We start from the raw sequence: 19,413 nt of genomic DNA on the forward strand, positions 1-19,413 counted from the left end.
CGATGTCCCTCCTGCAAAGGCTCTTGATCGGCTTGGGGATGAACGGCAAGGGCGTTGCCCTGGCGTCACCCCACTCTGCCCTGCCGGGCATCTCCCCCACAAGGGGGGAGATTGGGGAGGCACCGACGTGCGCCACCTCCACATCGCACGGGAAGGTTCATGAAGCGCACGCCGAAGCGAATGTCCTCGATGCGAGGGCCCTGACGGACGACACCGTCCTTTGCGGCGGTGAGGCTGAGTTTGTCGAGGATGGGAAGCGGGAAGCCCGCGCCTTGCCGATCTCCCCCCTTGTGGGGGAGATGCCCGGCAGGGCAGAGGGGGGTGCGGCCGGCACGGTCAAACCCGATTGTTTTCGACATCCCCGCCGCCTTGGCGCGATTTTGATCGCGCTGCCGATCGTCCTGGTCCTGACCGTGCTTGCTGCCCTCGCCCTCCAATGGGCCGACAAGGCCTTTCCGCCGCCGCTCGACGAGGCCGGCACAGTCTCAGCCGAGGTGCTGGACAAGGACGGGCGTCTGCTGCGCGCCTTCGCGACCAAGGATGGTCTGTGGCGGCTGAAGACCACCGTCGTCGACGTCGACCCGCGCTTTCTCAAGATGCTGATCGCCTATGAGGACCAACGCTTTAGAGAGCACCACGGAGTCGACCCGTTGGCACTCGGCCGTGCGGCACTGCAGTTCGTCACAAACGGCCGCATCGTTTCCGGCGCATCGACGCTCTCGATGCAGGTGGCAAGACTGATCGAACCACGCCGGGAGCGGACGCTGCCAGCGAAACTCCTGCAGCTTCTCCGCGCCATCCAGATCGAGCGTCGCCTCAGCAAGGACCAAATCCTTGATCTCTACCTCACCCATGCGCCCTATGGCGGCAATCTCGAAGGCGTGCGCGCCGCAAGCCTCGCCTGGTTCGGCAAGGAACCGCGCCGTCTCTCGGTCGCCGAGGCGGCGCTTCTCGTCGCGCTGCCACAATTGCCGGAAAAGCGTCGTCCCGACCGCAATCTCGCCGCCGCCGAAGCCGCCCGCAAGCGGGTCCTCGGCCGTGCAGCGGTCTCCCAAGTGATCGGCGAAGGCGAAGCGGAACGGGCGGCGTTGGCTGCCATACCAACGCGGCGCCTTCAGCTTCCGGCCCATGCGGCGCATCTCGCCGAAGTGGCGCTGCGCAAGGAGCCAAAAACCCTCCAGCACCATACGACCCTGCGTCGCGACATTCAGCGCGGGCTCGAAGCCGTTGCGCGCGAGGGGGCGGCGAAGCTCGGGCCAAGGGTCTCCGTCGCCATGGTGATGGCCGACGTCCGGAGCGGCGAGATCGTCGCCGAAGTCGGTTCGGCCGATTACTTCGACCCGAGCCGCGCCGGCTGGATCGACATGACGCGGGTCACGCGATCGCCAGGTTCGACGCTAAAGCCGTTCATCTACGGGCTTGCCTTCGAGGAAGGGCTGGTCGCCCAGGAAACCATTATCGAGGATCGGCCGGCAGATTTTTTCGGCTATCGCCCGCGCAACTTCGACATGAGTTATCAGGGCGACGTCAGCATCCGGCAGGCGCTGCAGCTCTCCCTCAATGTCCCGGCGATCCGTCTGCTCGATGCTGTCGGTCCCGCCCGGCTGATGGTGCGCTTCCGCCGCGCCGAGGTGCGGCTTGCGCTGCCGCCCAATGAGGCACCGGGGCTCGCGATCGGCCTCGGCGGCGTCGGCATCACCCTGCGTGACCTCGTTCAGCTTTACGCGGGCCTGGCCAATCGCGGCTGGCCGGTGCGGCTCGGCGACGGCATCGAGGGCAAGGCGGGCTTGATCGACGGTGAACCCCTGCTCTCGACGGTTGCTGCCTGGCATGTCGCCGATATCCTCTCCGACGTCTTGCCGCCCGCCGGCAGCAGGCAGCGCGGCATCGCCTACAAGACAGGTACCAGCTATGGCTATCGCGATGCCTGGTCCGTTGGCTTCGACGGCCGCTACGTGCTCGGCGTGTGGGTTGGTCGGCCGGACAACGGCGCGGTACCTGGACTGACCGGTTACGGCGCCGCCGCACCAATCCTGTTCGAAGGCTTCGCCAAATCGGGGATCGCCATCACGCCGCTGCCGGATGCCCCGGCCGGCGCCGTTCGAATTGCCCAGGCCGACCTGCCGATCAGCCAGCGGCGGTTTTCGATGACCGCGAGCGGCCTGCTTTCGGCATCGGCACGCGAGCCGGCCCCGCAGATCGTCTTTCCGCCGGAAGGCGCGCGCGTGGAACTTGGCACGCATAGCGGTGAAACGATGATGCCGCTCACCCTCAAGCTGCAGGGTGGCCGCGCCCCCTTCCGTTGGCTCGCCAATGGCCGGCCGCTGCCCGATGTCACCCGCCGCCGCACCAGCCAGTGGCTCCCCGACGGCGGCGGCTATTCCACTCTCACGGTCATTGATGCCATGGGGCGGGCGGCCAGCGTTCGCGTTTTTGTAGAATAATGCCGCCTCCGGATCACTGAACGGCATCAAGCACGGTAGTTTTCGGACGCGGTGGACGGCAACTACCCTTCCTCACGCGCGCCGGGTTTCTTTGCCTGCACCCGCCTGCTGATGCGATTGATGGCCGGTCGCCACAATCGGCATTCCCGCTTCAAGGCAGGCCGCGACGAAAGCCTCTCGGGCGATCGCGGCCGGCGTCATCCGATTGAGCGCGCCGCGGCAGGTGCGTACCGCACGTTCGTAACGCTGGCCCTTGCGTAGCGGCCATTCGTTTTCGAGAAAATCCAGGGCTTCGTATACGGAATTGAAGGTGTGCTTGATGCCACTTGAAAGGCGTACGGTAAGGGGAGTTGTCCACGGAATCTCATTGAGAAGCATTTCTTCCTCCTTTCGCATGCCCCAATGGATCTATCCGGAGAGATATTGGCGCCGATTTCGGAAAATCAAGGCGAGTGCGCGTCGAAATTTTTCACGATATTACAAAGACTTGCATCCATGCCTTTCCTTGCCGCGCGATCACCCGGCTGCGGCTCGCACAACCCCTTGAAACCGCTGCGGAAGTCACTAAATCGCAATTGCGGGCCGCCTTTCGGGGTTCGCAGTCGAGGGGCATCGTCCTCTTCGACGCTGCTCCTCATCGTCCATGTTGCTCAAGGAGGATATGGCTATGAGAACAACACTCGACTTTTCGCCCCTGTCCCGGTCAAGCGTGGGATTCGACCACGTTTTCGACCTGCTTGACGCAGCGAGCCGTCTGGCACCAACCGACAATTGGCCGCCCTACGACATACTCCGGGTCGGCGATAACCAGTATCGCATCACCATGTCAGTGGCCGGCTTCGCGCCGGACGAGATAACCGTCACGCATGAACCGCATTTGCTTGTCGTTCGCGGCGAAAAGGCCGGCGAGGACAAGGCTGAGTACATCTATCGCGGTATTGCTGGCCGCAATTTCGACCGCCGCTTCCAGCTGGCTGACTATGTCACGGTCACAGGTGCCAAGCTCGCCAATGGCCTTCTGGCAATCGATCTCGTGCGTGAGTTGCCCGAGCAGATGAAGCCACGCCGGATCGAGATTCAACAGGTCAAGGCCCTGCCCCAGATCGAGGACCACGAGCGGGCCGAAGGTGGCAAGCAGGCCGCTTAGGCATGCCGGGGTAATGGCCTATGCCGAAAATCGCCGAAGGCCGGCAAGCGCCGGCGCTTCGGCGGACGGCGACAAAAGAAAAAAGGAGCTGACAATGAACGTACGTGATCTCATTCCATGGGGCCGCGCCCATGAACACGTGCCGACATCCTATCGCGATGTCGACCGCAATCCGTTCCTGATGCTTCACCGGGAAATGAACCGCCTGTTCGACGACGTCTTCCGCAATTTCGATCAACGCATGCCGTTTGCGTTTTCGAACCAGCCGGGCTTCGGCTTCGGTTGGCCTAATGTCGAAGTCACCGACCATGATAACGAGATCAAGGTCACGGCGGAGCTGCCCGGGCTCGAAGAAAAGGATATCGAGCTGTCCTTCTCCGAGGGCGTCCTGACGCTGCGTGGCGAAAAGCGCGCCGAGAGCGAGGACAAGGAAAGGCAGTTTTCCGAACGCTACTACGGCCGCTTCGAACGGCGTGTTCCGCTCACATACGACATCGATGAAGGCCGGGTCAAAGCGACGTTCAAGAACGGCGTGCTGAGCGTCACGCTTCCGAAAACGGAGCAGAGCCAGGAAAAGTCCAAGCGCATTGCGATCGGGACCGAGTAAACGCCGGTAGTGCCCATGAGGCTCGGCGGCGGCTGAGCCGCCGCCGACCCGTTTCGACGCCACTTACTGCACAAGGATCGCCCGAAAGTCGTTGACATTGGTGCCCGTCGGTCCCGGCTTGAAAATATCGCCGACTGCATCGAACGCGGTCCAGCTATCATTGCATTGAAGGAGTGCCGTCGGGTCCAGCCGCTGACCCCGAAGCCGGGCAATCGTCGTGCTGTCGGCAAAGGCGCCGGCATTGTCTTCCGAACCGTCGATCCCGTCGGTGTCGGCAGCAAGTGCAGAAACGCCATGCATCCCGTCAATGCCCAGTGCCAGCGACAGGAGGAATTCGCTGTTGCGGCCGCCCCTGCCCTTCCCCTTGATCGTCACGGTCGTCTCGCCACCCGAGAGGACGACGACCGGCTTCGAGAACGGGCGGCTGCGCTGAGCCACTTCACGCGCAATCGCGGCATGGACGCGCCCGACTTCGCGCGCTTCGCCTTCGATTGCGTCGGACAGGATGATCGCCTCGATCCCAGCTTCGCGGGCGCGCGCGGCCGCAGCCTCCAACGAGACGGCCGCCGAGGCGATCAGGCGCACTTCGTTTCGGGCGAACCTCAAATCGGACGGGTCAGGCGCGTCGGCAGCATCTGTCGCAAGCCACTCAATGACCTTTTCCGGCAACGACAGCCCGTAACGCTCGACGATCTTCAGGGCGTCCCCGCGCGTGCTCTCGTCCGCGATCGTCGGACCGGAGGCGACGAGTGCCGGATCATCGCCAGGGATGTCGGAGACGACAAGCGAAACGACTTTCGCAGGGTAGGCCGCCGCCGCCAGCCTGCCGCCCTTGATCGTCGACACATGCTTGCGCACGCAGTTCATTGCGCTGATCGGCGCGCCGCAGGCGAGAAGAGCGCGATTGACGGCGATCTCATCTTGCAACGAGAGCGCTGGCGGCGGCGAAGGCAGGAGGGCGGAGCCGCCGCCGCAGATCAACGCCACAACCAGATCGTCCTTTGTCAGGCCGCGAACCTCGGCGAGAAGGCGTTTCGAGGCGTGGAGCCCGCTTTCGTCCGGCACGGGATGGGCGGCTTCCAGCACCTCGATGCGTTCGCAATGAACGCCAAAACCGTAGCGGGTGACGACGGCGCCGCTGAGCGGACCACGCCACAGGTTTTCGAAGGCCCGCGCCATTTGCGCGGCGCCCTTCCCTGCCCCGACGACAACGGTGCGCCCCTTCGGACTTTCCGGCAGATTGGAAGCGATGACGAGGGCAGGATCGGCGGCCGCGACGGCCGAGGTAAACAGCGTTTCGAGAAAGGCGCGCGGATCGGCGATCGGTGCCACGTATAAGTCTCCCTGAAAATGAAGGGCGGCGGCCTCCCGCCGCCGCCCCACGGATGAACATTTCGCAGTTTTTTTTCGAAACCCGCGAAACGCTCGAACCCATTGAAACTACGCAACCTGGTGGTTGGCCATCCGCTCGAGCGCCCGGACGAGACCGGAATGGTCGAGTCCGCTGTCACCATTGGCGGCGCAATTGTTGAAGAGCTCCTGAGTTGCCGCCGTGTTCGGTAGCGAGATGCCGAGGCTCTTTGCGCCCTGCAGCGCCAGATTGAGATCCTTCTGGTGCAGCGAGATGCGGAAGCCGGGATCGAAGGTGCGCTTGATCATCCGGTCGCCATGGACTTCGAGAATACGCGAAGAGGCGAAGCCGCCCATCAGCGCCTCGCGCACGCGGGCCGGATCGGCTCCGGCCTTCGACGCAAAGACCAGTGCTTCGGAGACCGCCTCGATCGTCAGTGCAACGATGATCTGGTTGGCTACCTTGGTGACCTGGCCGTCGCCGCAATCGCCGACAAGAGTGATGTTCTTGCCGATCAGCTGGAAGAGCGGCAGGGCGCGGTCGAAGGATTCCTGCGAGCCGCCGGCCATGATGCTGAGCGAGGCGTTCTTCGCCCCAACTTCGCCGCCGGAAACCGGCGCGTCGATATATTCGGCGCCCGTTTCGTGGACCCTCCTTGCGAACTCCTTCGTCTCGATCGGCGAGATCGAGCTCATGTCGATGACGAGCTTGCCCTTGCCGAGCCCGTAGAAGACGCCGTTCTCACCGAAGAGAACATCCTTCACTTCCGGCGTGTCCGGCAGCATCAGGATGATCGTATCGACGGCCTCGGCCAGCGCCTTCGGCGTCTCGACGAATTTGAGGCCATGATCGACGAGTTCCTGGCCCGGCGGGATGACGAATTTCGACGTGACGATCGTATATCCGGCATCCTGCAGGTGGCGCGCCATCGGGGTGCCCATGATACCCAGTCCAATGAAACCGATAGATGCCATCGTGCTTAGCTCCTGATTTTGATGATGTCTGCGGACTGCTTGCGCTTGCGCTCGGCGCAAAGCCAGCCCAGCCCCTCGGCCGTCGTCGTCAACGGCTTGTATTCGCAACCGATCCAGCCGTCGTAGCCGGCCCCCTCGAGAGCGTCGAAGACATGAGGGTAGTTGATCTCGCCGGTGCCGGGTTCGTTGCGTCCCGGATTGTCGGCAAGCTGGACGTGAGCGATGCGGTCGGCGAAACGCTTGTAGGTGCCGACCAATTCGCCCTGCGTGCGCTGCTGGTGATAAAGGTCGTACTGGATAAAGATGTTGTCGCTGCCGACATCGGCGATAATCGAGGCCGCCTGCTCGACTGTGTTGAGATAAAAGCCCGGAATATCGAAGCGGTTGATCGGTTCGATCAAGAGGCGGATGCCGTGCTTGCCGAGTTCGGTTGCCGCGAGCTTCAGGTTCGCAACCAGCGTCGTGCGCAGGATATGGTCGGAAACGCCGTCCGGCGCGATGCCAACGAGGCAATTGACCTGCCTGCAATCGAGCGCGGTCGCGTAGTCGATGGCGGTCGCAACACCTTTGCGGAATTCGTCGATCCGGTCCGGAAGAATGGCGATGCCACGCTCGCCGCGCCCCCAGTCTCCAGCGGGCAAGTTGTGCAGAACCTGGGTCAAGCCGTTACGGTCGAGCGCGGCACGCAACGCCATCTTCTCGAACTCGTAGGGGAAGAGATACTCCACCCCCTCGAAGCCGGCCTTGGCGGCCAGCGAAAAGCGATCAAGGAACGGCGCCTCGTTGAACAGCATGGTCAGGTTCGCAGCGAATCTCGGCATGCGATTGTTCCTCCTGGAAGTTGGAGCGGGACGCGGGCGGAAAACCGCACACACTTTTCCTCGTCACGCTCAGATGATTTTCAGTCGAGAAGGGCGGCGATGGCCGTCGGCACGTCCTCACCGCGCGCGGCGAGCTCCTCGAACTCGACGACGGCATTGATGTCGGCGCCCATGGCGATGTTCGTCACGCGTTCGAGGATGAACTCGATGACGACCGGAACCCGATGTTCGTCCATCAGCGCCCGCGCCTTGTCGAAAGCTTCGGCGAACTCATTGGGACTGCGGACCCGGATCGCCTTGCAGCCGAGACCTTCGGCGACCGCGACGTGATCGACGCCGTAACCCTTCTCGGCATCGCCGTCGGCATTGATGTTGTCGAAGGCGAGGCTCACCTCGAAATCCATATTGAAGCCGCGCTGCGCCTGCCGGATGAGGCCGAGATAGGAATTGTTCACGACCACATGCAGGTAGGGCAGCTTGTGCTGCGCGCCGACGGCCAACTCCTCGATCAGGAACTGGAAATCATAGTCGCCGGAAAGCGCGACGATCGGCCGGTCCGGATCTGCCGCCCTGACGCCGAGCGCCGCCGGCAGCGTCCAGCCGAGCGGACCCGCCTGGCCGCAATTGATCCAGTTGCGCGGCTTGTAGACGTGCAGGAACTGCGCGCCGGCGATCTGGCTGAGGCCAATGGTCGAGACGTAGCAAGTGTCGCGGCCGAAGGCCCGGTTCATTTCCTCATAGACCCGCTGGGGCTTGAGCGGCGTCTGGTCGAAGTGGGTCTTGCGCAGCATCGTGCGCTTGCGCTCTCGGCACTCTTCCGCCCAACCCGACCAGTCGCGCAATTTGCCGGCGGTCTTCCATTCCGTCGCAACGTCGAGGAAAAGCTTGAGCGCGGCACCGGCGTCCGAAACGATGCCGAAATCCGGAGCGAAGACGCGGCCGATCTGTGTCGGCTCGATATCGACATGGACGAACTTGCGTCCTTCCGTATAGGTCGGGACGTTGCCGGTGTGGCGGTTGGCCCAGCGATTGCCAACGCCGAGCACGAAGTCGGAGGCAAGCAGCGTCGCGTTGCCGTAGCGGTGCGATGTCTGCAGTCCGCACATGCCGGCCATCAGCGGGTGATCGTCCGGGACTGCGCCCCAGCCCATCAATGTCGGAATGACTGGAATGCCGGTGATCTCGGCGAACTCGACCAAAAGATCCGACGCGTCGGCATTGATGATGCCCCCGCCCGCTACGATCAGCGGCCGTTCGGCCTCGTTCAGCATCGCGATCGCCTTTTCGGCCTGCGCGCGGGTCGCCGATGGCTTGTAGGGCTCCAGCGGCGAATAGGTTTCCGGATCGAACTCGATTTCGGCGAGCTGAACGTCGACCGGCAGGTCGATGAGAACCGGGCCCGGTCGGCCGGAGCGCATCAGATGGAACGCCTTCTGGAACACGAACGGGACCAGGGCCGGCTCCATGACCGTGACCGCCCATTTCGTGACGGGGCCGGCGATCGCAGCGATATCGACGGCCTGGAAATCCTCCTTGTCGAGACGGGCCCGCGGCGCCTGGCCGGTGATGCAGAGGATCGGGATCGAGTCGGCGGAGGCCGAATAAAGGCCGGTGATCATGTCTGTGCCCGCCGGCCCCGACGTGCCGATGCAGACGCCGATATTGCCGTGCCTGGCCCGCGTATAGCCCTCCGCCATATGCGAGGCGCCCTCGACGTGACGGGCGAGAATGTGACGGATCGACCCGCGGGCCTTCAAGGCCGAATAGAACGGGTTGATCGCAGCTCCCGGAACACCAAAGGCGCAATCGGTCCCCTCCTTCTCCAGAACGTAAACTGCCGCGTCGACAGCGCGCATCTTGGCCATGGAATTTCCTCCTGTTCGAAGTAGGACGATAATCCATTTTCAGATTTCATCAATTCATAAATGGAATTCATTTCCATCATACGGAAATAAAGATTTTCAACAAAAAGGAGAAAATCGAAGGCAATCGCGGTAGAGGAAGATGGAGCGAAGCAACTGATTTGGAGAACGGTTCATGGAGTTGACGGGCAAGGGAAAGCGCGGCCGCAAGGCCGCCGAGAATGCCGCACCGTCATCCGTGCAAGTGCTGGACCGCAGCCTGGCGCTGCTGGCGATCGTTGCCGAAAACGACGACTCGACGCTGACCTCGCTTTCGGAGCGCACCGGCATGGCGCCCTCGACCGTGCACCGGCTGCTTACCTCGCTCGCCTCGCACGGCATGGTCATGAGCGACAGCGATACGGGTGTCTGGACCGTTGGACTCAAGGCCTTCGAAATCGGCAATGCCTTTCTGCGCTTCCGCAAGCTCGGGACGATCAGCCGCCCGTTCCTGAAGCAGCTGATGGAGGAAAGCGGCGAGACGGCCAATATCGGCATTGAGGAAGGCGGCGATGTCGTCTTCATCTCCCAGGTCGAAAGCCATGCGCCGATGCGGGCCTTCTTCCGGCCGGGGCGGCGTGGTCCGGTCCACGCTTCGGGCATCGGCAAGGCGATCCTGTCGACATGGTCCGACAAGGAAATCGGCCAGTTGATGTCAGGCCGAACTCTCACGCGCTTTACGGAAAAGACACGCGATACGCTGCCCGGCCTGCTCCGGGACATTCAGGAAATACGGCTGCGCGGCTGGTCGATCGACGATGAGGAACACACGCTCGGCATGCGCTGCGTCGCGGCGCCGATCTTCAACGAACATGGCGAAACGATCGCCGGCATATCGATCTCCGGCCCCTCGGTCCGGGTAACCGACGAAAAGCTCTCCACCCTCGGGTCGATGGTCAGAGAAACCGCCGACGCCCTGACACGAGCGATGGGCGGGCGGCGGCCGGAAGAACTATAGCGGCCGGAACATGGGGTCCCGGCCGGCGCGGTCATCTTGAATGATCGAGATCAAGCCGTTTCAAACATCCTCGTCGAGGGCGCGGTCACGGGCGTCTTGCGTGCACCGTGCTTCATCGGCTTGCCGGCGACATAGACTTCGGCCACTGAGCGATCGTCACCCATCGTCTGGAGAATGAAGAGTTCCTCGGTCAGCGAAGACGCTACCTGCATACGCAGGTCCATCGCGGGTTTCGCGCGGCTGTCGAGAACGACGATGTCCGCATCGGCGCCGACATGCAGCGAGCCGATAGAATGCTCGAGTTCGAGCGCACGGGCGTTACCCAGCGTCATCATGTAGAACGAGTTAAGCGGCGAAAGCCGCTGGCCCTGGAGGTGCAGCACCTTGTAGGCCTCGTCCATCGTCTCCAGCATCGAGAAACTCGTTCCGGCGCCGACATCGGTCGCAACGGAATAACGGGCGCCGAGCCGATCGAAGCGATCGCGGTCGAACAAGCCGCTACCGAGGAAGAGATTGGACGTCGGGCAGAACACGGCGACCGCTCCGGTCTCGGCCAGCACGGATATCTCGCGGTCGCTCAAATAGATACAATGGCCGAGCAGCGTCCTGCGACCGAGAAGATCATAGCGCGCGTAAATATCCGTGTAGTCCTTCGCCGCTGGATAGAGCGAGGTCGCGAAGGCGATCTCGTCCTTGTTTTCCGAAAGATGCGTCTGGACGTAGCAGTCCGGGTGTTCCGCCACGAGCGCCCGGCTCATCTCCATCTGTTCGGGCGTCGAAGTGATGGCGAAACGCGGGCTGATCGCGTAATGCGCGCGACCGCGGCGGTGCCATTTGTCGATCAGGCGCTTGGTCTCGTCATAGCCCGTCTGCGGCGTGTCGCGCAGTGCCGCCGGAGCATTGCGGTCCATCATCACCTTGCCGCCGACCATCAGCATGTTGCGCGCCTCGGCTGCCGTGAAGAAGGCATTGACGCTTTCCGGATGCACGGAGCAGTAGGCGACCGCCGTCGTGGTGCCGTTGGCGAGCAATTCGTCCATGAAACGGCCAGCGATGAAGGCGGCGTGCTCAGGCGCTTTGAACTTCTGCTCTTCGACGAAGATATAGGTGTTCAGCCACTCCAGAAGCTGAGCGCCATACGAGGCGATCGCCTGCGTCTGCGGGAAGTGCAGATGTGTATCGATGAGACCGGGCATGACGAGATGGGGACGATGATCGGCGACGTTCACGCCGTCGCCTGCCTGTTTCGCGACATCAGCATGGGCACCGACACCGGCGACCTTGCCGTTGCGGACAAGCACGGCGCCATCCTCGAAAAAGCGATAGGAGGCCGTGTCATCGATGCCCTCGGGCTCCCTAACGAAGGTCAGCACCCGGCCGCGGATCAGCAACTCGCTCATTGAAGCTTTCCTTCCTTTACCGCCGTTTCATACCAGGAGACCAGCAGGCGGCGTTCTTCTTCGGTTACACCGGTGACATTGGCGGGCGGCATGGCATGCGAGCGGCCGGCCTGCAGATAGATTTCGCGAGCATGCGCGACGATGTCGCCGTCGTTTTCGAGGACGACACCCTTCGGCGGCACGATGAGCCCCTCCCAGCCGGGTTCCTTGGCATGGCACATGGAGCAGCGGCCGAGCACGGTGTCGCGCACCTTTTCGAAGTTCGCCGACGCGACAACGGCCTGTTCGGCCGTTGAAGCGCGGGCTTCGCCGCCCTCGGAAAGAACCTTGGGCACCGTCGAAAGCCACATGATCACGATGAAAAGCACAGCGGTGACGAGCCACGTCCAGGTCGGGCTGCCCTTGCGGGCGTGTCGGGTGTTGAACCAATGGCGGATCGTGACGCCCATCAGGAAGACGAGCGAGGCGATCATCCAGTTGTACTGAGTGCCGAAGGCCAGCGGGTAGTGGTTCGACAGCATCAGGAACAGGACGGGCAGCGTCAGGTAGTTGTTGTGGGTCGAGCGCTGCTTTGCCTGCTTACCGAGCGCCGGATCGGGCGTCCGGCCCGCGATCAGATCGGCAACGACCTTCTTCTGGTTTGGAATGATGATGAAGAACACGTTCGCCGACATGATCGTCGCCGTGAAGGCGCCAAGATGCAGATAGGCGGCACGGCCGGTGAAGAGCTGGGTGTAACCCCAGGCAACACCCACAAGCACGAAATAGAGCAGCACCATCAGCCGGGTATTGTCGATGCCGAGCGGCGAGCGACAGACGGTGTCATAGGCGAGCCAGCCGAAAGCAAGCGAAGCGAGTGAAATGGCGATCGCGGTCGGTTTCGACACGTCGAGCACATTCGGATCGATCAGATAAAGGTCGGCACCGGCATAGTAGACGAGGGCAAGCATGCCGAAGCCGGAGAGCCAGGTGACGTAGGACTCCCATTTGAACCAGATCAGGTGCTCGGGCATGTTTTCCGGCGCCACCAGATATTTTTGGATGTGATAGAAACCGCCGCCGTGGACCTGCCATTCCTCGCCATAGGCACCGACCGGCAGGCCCGGCCGCTGTCTCAAGCCCAGGTCGAGCGCGACGAAGTAAAAGGACGAACCGATCCAGGCGATGCCGGTGATGACATGCAGCCATCTCACGGCAAACGTCAGCCAGTCCCAGGCAATGGCAAATTCATACATGCAGCTCTCCCATTTTTCTGGGCGGCATTATGTGTCATTGCTTGGGCGGGGGAGAACGCCGCGCGACCACCAACTCTTTCAAAAAAAACTATAAAATCGAAGAAGCGCGGATGAGCTACTGCATTACCCGTTAATTCGGAGTCGATTTGGGAATAAAACTATGCAGAAATTCAAAGCGTTAAAACGGCCTTTTGCGCGCTGAAGCGCGCCGGTCGGCATCGGAGGAGCGTAGGCGGGAGGCATGTCTTATCTCGATAATGTACGCGTTTTCGTGCGTGTTGTGGAACTCGGAACGCTGTCGGCCGCAGGGCGCGACCAGCGCGTGACGCCTGCAGTCGCCAGCAATCGGATCAAGGAGTTGGAGCGGCACATGGGCGTTCGCCTCTTCAACCGCACGACCCGCAAGCTGACGCCGACCGAGCACGGCCGTGTGTTCTACGACGGCGCGGTCAAGATTCTCGAAGCGGTGAACGAGGCCGAAAGCGCGATCGCCGATCTTTCGCGCAATCCCAAAGGCGCGCTTCGGATCACGGCGCCACTCGGGATCGGCCGCCGGCTGATAGCCTCCGGCGTCCCGGAGTTCCACGACAAGTATCCGGATATCGAGGTGCGCCTGCGCCTCTCCGACCACAATGTCGATATCTTGAGCGAAGGTGTCGATGTTGCGTTCAAGCTCGGCATTCTGGAGGATTCAAACCTGCGCATGCGCGGCATCATGAACTGCGAGCGTGTGGTCTGCGGCGCGCCTGCCTATTTCGAGCGGCGCGGCACACCGGCTACTCCCGATGAGCTCATCACCAACCGTCACGACTGCCTGCTGCTGCGCTACCCCGGCTCGAAGGAATATTACTGGACGCTGCAGACCGCTGACGGCGTGCGCAAGTTCGAGGTGACCGGCCCCTACGATTCCGACGACGGCGACGTGCTGACGCAATGGGCGCTCGACGGCCACGGTATCATCAACAAGCCGCTGTTCGAGGTGAAGCAGTACATCAACGAAGGCTCGCTGGTCCCGATCCTGCAGGATACGCCGCCGCTCGGCGCGCAGCTTGCAGCGATCTATCCGCACAAACGCTTTCAGGATCCGAAGGTACGGCTGATCATCGACTTCATGGCGGAACGCTGTCAGAGGCTGATCGGCAAATTGCTAACGTGACTTTGGCGGGCGATTTTCCGTCGATCCTGATCCAACCCGAGCATGCTCGGCGCATGCTGGCGCACCTTGCTGCCTTCGTTACGTCTCACGCGCGGCTCGCCGCGGACTTACTAACGGCAAGTCTGAACTAGCTGGATTCAAGAAAGGGAGGGCGCGCTTGTGAGCGACCGCCCTCCCAAATGTTCTGTACATTAACGATCAAAGACAGTTTGTCGGATTACCCGGGCACGCCGTCAGTCGTCCTCACCATCATCGCGTTCATTATCGTCATCATCATCATCATCATCATCTTCGTCGTCATCATCGTCCTCATCGTCATCATCCTCGCCGCGCTCACGATGATTGCGGCGCTCGCCTTCCCGAGCGCGCTCGCGATGCCACTCCCGTTCGCCTTCACGGCGGCCTCTTTCGCGTTTCTCACCGGCTTTGGCGATATCTATCGCGGAAGGGTTGGTGAGTGGTGCCACCAGCGCTAATGCTGTCGAAAGAATAAGAATGCGTCTTAGCTTGTTCATTGCGCCCTCCCTCGTGGTTTCCCACGGTTAAACAACGAGCGGACTTCCGTCCACCGCGAGTACACTTGAACTGAAAGCAAAAACTTACCTAAAATTGCTTTTACAAGCACAAATCACTTCGAGCCTGAGCCTGATTTGTACACAATACGCTCTGGGCTTTTCATTTATCTTTATGATGCGCCCATACTCGGGCGTGCGCGCATGTACAAAAATCTAATTTGTACATCGCCAGACACTGCGCACTTGCGATAAGCGATATATTCGCAATCGCTACTTTACCACTTGCAGGGTGAAGGAGATACAACCCAAAAGGATTATGCCCCGCATTCTAATCGTTAAATGTGGGTTTGTCCCAACCGCACAACCCGACAGCTGACGCCGGCACGGCCGCGTCTTCTACGACGCCGTCAAAATTCTCGAAGCCGTGAACGAGGCCGAAAGCGCCATCGCCGATCTTTCGCGCAATCCCAAAGGCGCGCTTCGCCTCACCGCGCCCTTGGCATCGGCAGCCGGCGGATTGCCTCCGGCATTCCGGAATTCCATGAACAAATACCCGGATATCGAGGTGCGCCTGCACCTCTCCCATCACAATGTCGATATCTTGAGCGAAGGCGTCGACGTCGCGTTCAAACTCGGCATTCTCGAGGACTCGAACCTGCGCATGCGCCGCATCATGGACCGCGAGCGAGTGGTCTGCGGCGCGCCTGCATTTCGAGCGGCGCGGCACACCGGCTACTCCCGATGAGCTCATCACCAACCGTCACGACTGCCTGCTGCTGCGCTACCCCGGCTCGAAGGAATATTACTGGACGCTGCAGACGGGCGACGGTGTGCGCAAGTTCGAGGTGACCGGCCCTACGATTCCGACGACGGCGACGTGCTGATGCAATGGGCGCTCGATGGCCATGGCATCATCAACAAGCCGCTGTTCGAGGTGAAGCAGTATATCAACGAGGGCTCGCTCGTCCCGATCCTGCTGGACACGCCACCGCTCGGCGCGCAGCTTGCTGCGATCTACCCGCACAAGCGTTTTCAGGATCCGAAGGTGCGGCTGATCATCGACTTCATGGCCGAACGCTGTCAGCGGCTGATCGGCAAATTGCTCGCTTGACGTTTCGACTCGCCGCCTTACCCGCGCTCACTGCGGTGAAGGCTTGTGGGTTCAGGAAAGCCGCCGTGGCCACTGCATGTTTTCCTAAGTCGTAGCCGACTTAAGGATAAAAACATGAAGCAATTCAAAGCGCTACAGCGATCTTTGTGCGCCGCAAGAGACGCACGGCGCTCGATATCGCTTCGCGCTCGCCCGCCTCCGTGCTTGGAACAAGGGAGGGCGGCCCTCTTGCAAGCAACCGCCCTCATATTTCTCTATAGGTCAGCGATTGGTGTCGGTCTTGCCGGAGTTGCCGGGCACGCCGTCATTGCCACCATTGCCGATGCCGTTATTGCCCTTCGGGCCGTTGCCGTTGCCGCCGCCTTCGCCGCCGCCACCGCCTCCGCCCTCACCACCGCCGCCACCTTCACCTTCGCCACCGCCGCCTTCACCTTCGCCGCCGCCACCTTCACCTTCGCCGCCGCCGCCTTCACCTTCGCCGCCGCCGCCTTCACCTTCAGTGGCCTTGGCAACACCGACCGCGAAAGGAGAAGCGACTGTCGCCAGCAATGCTGCTGCCGTGGAAATGGTCAGAATACGCCGCAGTTTGTCTACTGTATCTTCGCTGTTTCTATTCATAACGTTCTCCCTTTCTCCTGTTTGCAGGATCAGGAAAAGTAAAATCATCTTTTCAGGACCCCGTTTTATGTATTTTTTAGGAACGGTTGCGCCTTTGACGATACAACCAAAACACGCCGTCACCATGCGTTAGATTAGCGTAAGACTTTCCAGCTAAATACAGGCAATTCCAGAATCTTAGAAAGGATTTTCCTGACAACCGTGACACTATTTCATAATCATCCTTCCGGATTAATTCTTTCTGCAATTGTAGATGCAGCAGCATGCGCGGCATCACTGCGAGGAGTTGATCTGGACGCGCTAGGGCCGCTGAAGCACTTTGAATTGCTGCATTATTTTGTCCTTAAATCGATCCCGATTTAAGGAATCATGCAGTAGATGCATGGCCTCGCCACCCGCCACCACACCTGTCCGCTGCTGCACAGACTAGACCCAGTTCCGCCCCCGCGCGGATTATCGAAACGCGTGGGAACAAAGGGCGATGAATCGTGTTGAGCCAGCACAGGATTCAAATCACCCGCAATGCAGCCGCCCAACGCAACCTACCGCCTGCAATTTCGAAACGGGATGGACTTTGCCAGAGCCGTGGAGTTGATCCCGTATCTCGTCAGCCTCGGAATATCCCATCTTTACGCCTCGCCGATATTTACCGCTGTGCATGGCTCCACGCACGGCTACGATGTCGTCGACTTTAACGAGATCGACCCCGCTCTGGGCGGTCGGGAGGGTTTCTTGCGGCTGGTCCGCCAGCTGAAAGCGCAACGGCTCGGGATAATCCTGGATATCGTCCCAAACCACATGGCCGCGAGCCTCGAGAACAAATGGTGGCACAGCGTCATCGAATCGGGCCGTTCCAGCGCCTTTGCCGGTCATTTCGACATCGACTGGCGGCAGCCTCTTACCCTGCCCTTCCTGGGGAGGCCTTTCGAGGAAGAACTCGCCGCCGGCAATGTGCAGCTCGCACTCGATCGCAAGCACAACTGCCTCGCGTTCAAGTATTTTGACGCGCTGTATCCGCTCAGTCCGGCTACCTATCCGGTAATTCTTAAGGACGCGGGCCCGGCTCTCGAAAGGGTTGCGGCCATTGCCGGTGCAGCGGAATCCAAGGGCACCGCAGATCTTCATTCCGAAGTCGCGTCGGTCGTGGAGACGCCCCAAGTTGCCGCCGAGCTGGACGAACTTCTCGAACGGCTCTCCGCCGACGAGCAGCATATGCTGCGGCTGCATCAGTTGCAGCCCTGGCGGCTCACAAGCTGGAAAAGCACGCGAGACCAGATGAGCTATCGCCGGTTCTTCGAAGTAGCTGGTCTCGTCGGCCTGCGCGTCGAGAACCCGTCGGTTTTCGCGGACACCCATCGGCTGACTCTGGATCTGATCAAGCAGGGCCTGGTTGACGGATTACGGGTCGATCACATCGATGGCCTTGCCGATCCGGAAGCCTATCTTCATCGGTTGCGGCAACTCGTCGGCAACAGCACCTACGTCATCGTCGAGAAAATATTGGAGGCGCGTGAAGCTCTGCCGCGGGAATGGCCGGTTGAGGGGGCGACGGGCTACGAGTTCATCTCCGCCCTGGCGGAACTCCTGACCAACGAGCAGCCTTCCTCCGGGCTTTCGAGTGAGGCGCGCAGATCGGCAGTGAAGAAAGCAGTCCTGGAATGCAAGCTGCAGGTGTTGAACCATAACTTCAATGCCGAGGTCATGCGGCTGGCCAAACTTGCCGTCAGCCTCGGGAACAACGACGGTTCATCGCAGGACACCGACCGCTGCGCCGAAGCCATCCGCCAGCTGATGGCAGCGCTGCACGTCTATCGGACCTATGTCAGCGACCGCGGCGCAACCGAGCGCGACGAACGGATCCTCGATGAAATGGAGTTGAAGGCAGTGGCCGCTGCCCCCACTGCCGACGCCGAAATAGCCCTCGTCATTGCCGCGCTGAAGTCGAAGAGCGGTTTTGCGGATCGGGAATTGCAATCCGAGTTCCGTACGCGCTTTCAACAATTGAGCGGCGCCGTCATGGCCAAGGCGGTGGAGGATACCTTCTTCTACAGAAGAACCGATTATCTCGCCGCGAACGAGGTTGGAGCCGCTCCACTCTGGAGACCGGGCGGCGTCGAGCGCTTTCATGAGATGATGCAGGATCGGGCACGCAATATGCCAAACGGCCTGTCGGCAACGTCGACGCATGACACCAAACGCGGTGAGGACGCACGCGCCCGTCTCTACACCATCAGCGAGGCACCGGACGTCTGGGCGGCATCGGTTGCACGCTGGCACGAGATGAATGCCGAGCGGATCCGCCACCTCCCGGGCGGCAATGCACCGGAAGCTTCCGTTGAGCAGTTCCTCTACCAGAGCTTGCTTGGTATCTGGCCTATCGAGTCCTCTCTCGATGAAGACGACTTTTCCGCTTTGCGCGAGCGCTTTGGCAGCTTTGCCGTTAAGGCGCTCCGAGAAGCAAAACTGAGGACGAGCTGGGATTCTCCGGACGAGCTCTACGAAGCGGCCATGATGGGGTTTCTCTCTGACCTCCTCGATTTGCAGAACCGAACATTTCTCGAAAGCTTCGGGACGACCGTGACGCCCTTCATCCAGGCCGGCCTGATCAACAGCCTCTCGCAAACCCTGGTGAAACTGACCGCACCGGGAGTCCCGGATATTTATCAAGGCAGCGAGCGTCGCGACTTCAGCCTCGTCGACCCTGATAACCGCCGGCCTTTTTCACCACGGCCTACACCCTCCAAACTCCCGCGCGTGCCAACATCAAGCGTTTTCGAAGACTGCAAGCAATCGCTGATCGAAAGATGCCTGAACTATCGCCGAAACGGGGGCTCGGACCTATTGGCGACAGGCGGGTATCTTCCCTTGCATGTGCAAGGTTCCAGCTCGCGCCACGTCGCTGCGTTCATGCGGCATACGGAGAACGACTTCTCGATCACGGTGGTCCCGCGACTCGTCTTCCGCCATACGGACGGCGACAGACTGTCCATCCTGCCCGAATTGTGGGGAGACACCTGTCTGGTATGGCCCGACGGCCACGATCTCACGCGATTGCAGAATCTGGCCACCGGGAACATCTTCGAGCCGCACCGCCACCTTCCGATCGCGGACGTCCTCCGCAACTTTGCCGTCGCCTTTCTTGTTCCGGGATGATTGGAGCAGACCGCTCAAGAGA

General features: G+C 61.3%; 15 protein-coding genes and 1 pseudogene. 7 read left to right on the plus strand and 9 right to left on the minus strand.

Going from position 1 to position 19,413, the window contains the following annotated elements; all coding sequences use genetic code 11:
- The first annotated feature begins 2 nt into the window (after window positions 1-2).
- A complete protein-coding gene (gene pbpC / locus PZN02_RS24120) occupies window positions 3-2,444 on the plus strand; it encodes a penicillin-binding protein 1C (RefSeq protein ID WP_280663154.1) in 2,442 nt (813 codons plus the stop codon).
- Window positions 2,445-2,516: 72 nt separating this feature from the next.
- Here the strand turns inward: pbpC and PZN02_RS24125 are convergent, their stop codons facing one another.
- A complete protein-coding gene (locus PZN02_RS24125) occupies window positions 2,517-2,822 on the minus strand; it encodes a DUF982 domain-containing protein (RefSeq protein WP_280663155.1) in 306 nt (101 codons plus the stop codon).
- 289 nt (window positions 2,823-3,111) lie between these two features.
- Here PZN02_RS24125 and PZN02_RS24130 point away from each other — a divergent pair, with 289 nt between their 5' ends.
- Window positions 3,112-3,591 (plus strand): Hsp20 family protein, encoded by a 480-nt coding sequence (locus tag PZN02_RS24130; RefSeq protein ID WP_280663156.1) that lies wholly within the window; start codon window positions 3,112-3,114, stop codon window positions 3,589-3,591.
- Between the two features lie 94 nt (window positions 3,592-3,685).
- Window positions 3,686-4,198, plus strand: a complete 513-nt coding sequence (locus tag PZN02_RS24135; RefSeq protein WP_280663157.1) for an Hsp20/alpha crystallin family protein — start codon at window positions 3,686-3,688, stop codon at window positions 4,196-4,198.
- Between the two features lie 63 nt (window positions 4,199-4,261).
- Here PZN02_RS24135 and PZN02_RS24140 read toward each other — a convergent pair whose 3' ends face one another.
- The 4 genes from PZN02_RS24140 to gcl all read right to left on the minus strand — a co-directional run bounded on the left by PZN02_RS24140 (window position 4,262) and on the right by gcl (window position 9,209).
- Window positions 4,262-5,530, minus strand: a complete 1,269-nt coding sequence (locus PZN02_RS24140) for a glycerate kinase type-2 family protein (RefSeq protein WP_280663158.1) — start codon at window positions 5,528-5,530, stop codon at window positions 4,262-4,264.
- Between the two features lie 108 nt (window positions 5,531-5,638).
- A complete protein-coding gene (locus PZN02_RS24145; protein WP_280663159.1) occupies window positions 5,639-6,523 on the minus strand; it encodes a 2-hydroxy-3-oxopropionate reductase in 885 nt (294 codons plus the stop codon).
- A gap of 5 nt (window positions 6,524-6,528) precedes the next feature.
- The gene (hyi, locus tag PZN02_RS24150) at window positions 6,529-7,344 is read right to left on the minus strand and encodes a hydroxypyruvate isomerase (RefSeq protein WP_280663160.1); all 816 of its coding nucleotides are present in this window, start codon (window positions 7,342-7,344) and stop codon (window positions 6,529-6,531) included.
- Between the two features lie 80 nt (window positions 7,345-7,424).
- Entirely contained in the window at window positions 7,425-9,209 is a 1,785-nt protein-coding gene (gene gcl / locus PZN02_RS24155) for a glyoxylate carboligase (protein WP_280663161.1), read from the minus strand.
- Between the two features lie 172 nt (window positions 9,210-9,381).
- Between gcl and PZN02_RS24160 the strand changes: the two genes are divergently transcribed.
- Complete coding sequence (locus tag PZN02_RS24160; protein WP_280663162.1) at window positions 9,382-10,203, plus strand: IclR family transcriptional regulator; 822 nt, start codon at window positions 9,382-9,384, stop codon at window positions 10,201-10,203.
- Window positions 10,204-10,253: 50 nt separating this feature from the next.
- Here PZN02_RS24160 and guaD read toward each other — a convergent pair whose 3' ends face one another.
- Both guaD and PZN02_RS24170 read right to left on the minus strand, forming a co-directional pair.
- On the minus strand, window positions 10,254-11,603 hold the full coding sequence (gene guaD / locus PZN02_RS24165; protein WP_280663163.1) for a guanine deaminase: 1,350 nt from the start codon (window positions 11,601-11,603) through the stop codon (window positions 10,254-10,256).
- Window positions 11,600-12,838: a urate hydroxylase PuuD gene (locus PZN02_RS24170; RefSeq protein WP_280663164.1), complete on the minus strand. Its 1,239-nt coding sequence runs from the start codon at window positions 12,836-12,838 to the stop codon at window positions 11,600-11,602. The genes guaD and PZN02_RS24170 overlap by 4 nt, the downstream gene beginning before the upstream one ends.
- Before the next feature lie 241 nt (window positions 12,839-13,079).
- Here PZN02_RS24170 and PZN02_RS24175 point away from each other — a divergent pair, with 241 nt between their 5' ends.
- On the plus strand, window positions 13,080-13,994 hold the full coding sequence (locus PZN02_RS24175) for a LysR family transcriptional regulator (protein WP_280663165.1): 915 nt from the start codon (window positions 13,080-13,082) through the stop codon (window positions 13,992-13,994).
- Window positions 13,995-14,227: 233 nt separating this feature from the next.
- Here the strand turns inward: PZN02_RS24175 and PZN02_RS24180 are convergent, their stop codons facing one another.
- Complete coding sequence (locus PZN02_RS24180; protein ID WP_280663166.1) at window positions 14,228-14,509, minus strand: hypothetical protein; 282 nt, start codon at window positions 14,507-14,509, stop codon at window positions 14,228-14,230.
- Window positions 14,510-14,933: 424 nt separating this feature from the next.
- On the opposite strand from PZN02_RS24180, the pseudogene PZN02_RS24185 reads away from it, so the two are divergent.
- Window positions 14,934-15,620: pseudogene (locus PZN02_RS24185) on the plus strand (substrate binding domain-containing protein).
- Between the two features lie 261 nt (window positions 15,621-15,881).
- On the opposite strand, the gene PZN02_RS24190 reads toward PZN02_RS24185, so the two are convergent.
- Window positions 15,882-16,364, minus strand: a complete 483-nt coding sequence (locus PZN02_RS24190) for a hypothetical protein (protein ID WP_280663167.1) — start codon at window positions 16,362-16,364, stop codon at window positions 15,882-15,884.
- A gap of 396 nt (window positions 16,365-16,760) precedes the next feature.
- On the opposite strand from PZN02_RS24190, the gene treY reads away from it, so the two are divergent.
- A complete protein-coding gene (gene treY, locus PZN02_RS24195; RefSeq protein WP_280663168.1) occupies window positions 16,761-19,391 on the plus strand; it encodes a malto-oligosyltrehalose synthase in 2,631 nt (876 codons plus the stop codon).
- Window positions 19,392-19,413: the final 22 nt, after the last annotated feature.

The organism is Sinorhizobium garamanticum (genome assembly GCF_029892065.1).
Taxonomy (GTDB): Bacteria; Pseudomonadota; Alphaproteobacteria; order Rhizobiales; family Rhizobiaceae; genus Sinorhizobium; species Sinorhizobium garamanticum.

Excerpts from the sequence above, each read along its gene's own strand:
- pbpC (WP_280663154.1), top strand. The coding sequence starts at position 3 with ATGTCCCTCCTGCAAAGGCTCTTGATCGGCTTGGGGATGAACGGCAAG.
- PZN02_RS24125 (WP_280663155.1), bottom strand. The coding sequence starts at position 2,822 with ATGCTTCTCAATGAGATTCCGTGGACAACTCCCCTTACCGTACGCCTT.
- PZN02_RS24130 (WP_280663156.1), top strand. The coding sequence starts at position 3,112 with ATGAGAACAACACTCGACTTTTCGCCCCTGTCCCGGTCAAGCGTGGGA.
- PZN02_RS24135 (WP_280663157.1), top strand. The coding sequence starts at position 3,686 with ATGAACGTACGTGATCTCATTCCATGGGGCCGCGCCCATGAACACGTG.
- PZN02_RS24145 (WP_280663159.1), bottom strand. The coding sequence starts at position 6,523 with ATGGCATCTATCGGTTTCATTGGACTGGGTATCATGGGCACCCCGATG.
- hyi (WP_280663160.1), bottom strand. The coding sequence starts at position 7,344 with ATGCCGAGATTCGCTGCGAACCTGACCATGCTGTTCAACGAGGCGCCG.
- gcl (WP_280663161.1), bottom strand. The coding sequence starts at position 9,209 with ATGGCCAAGATGCGCGCTGTCGACGCGGCAGTTTACGTTCTGGAGAAG.
- PZN02_RS24160 (WP_280663162.1), top strand. The coding sequence starts at position 9,382 with ATGGAGTTGACGGGCAAGGGAAAGCGCGGCCGCAAGGCCGCCGAGAAT.
- guaD (WP_280663163.1), bottom strand. The coding sequence starts at position 11,603 with ATGAGCGAGTTGCTGATCCGCGGCCGGGTGCTGACCTTCGTTAGGGAG.
- PZN02_RS24170 (WP_280663164.1), bottom strand. The coding sequence starts at position 12,838 with ATGTATGAATTTGCCATTGCCTGGGACTGGCTGACGTTTGCCGTGAGA.
- PZN02_RS24175 (WP_280663165.1), top strand. The coding sequence starts at position 13,080 with ATGTCTTATCTCGATAATGTACGCGTTTTCGTGCGTGTTGTGGAACTC.
- PZN02_RS24180 (WP_280663166.1), bottom strand. The coding sequence starts at position 14,509 with ATGAACAAGCTAAGACGCATTCTTATTCTTTCGACAGCATTAGCGCTG.
- PZN02_RS24190 (WP_280663167.1), bottom strand. The coding sequence starts at position 16,364 with ATGGTGACGGCGTGTTTTGGTTGTATCGTCAAAGGCGCAACCGTTCCT.
- treY (WP_280663168.1), top strand. The coding sequence starts at position 16,761 with ATGCAGCCGCCCAACGCAACCTACCGCCTGCAATTTCGAAACGGGATG.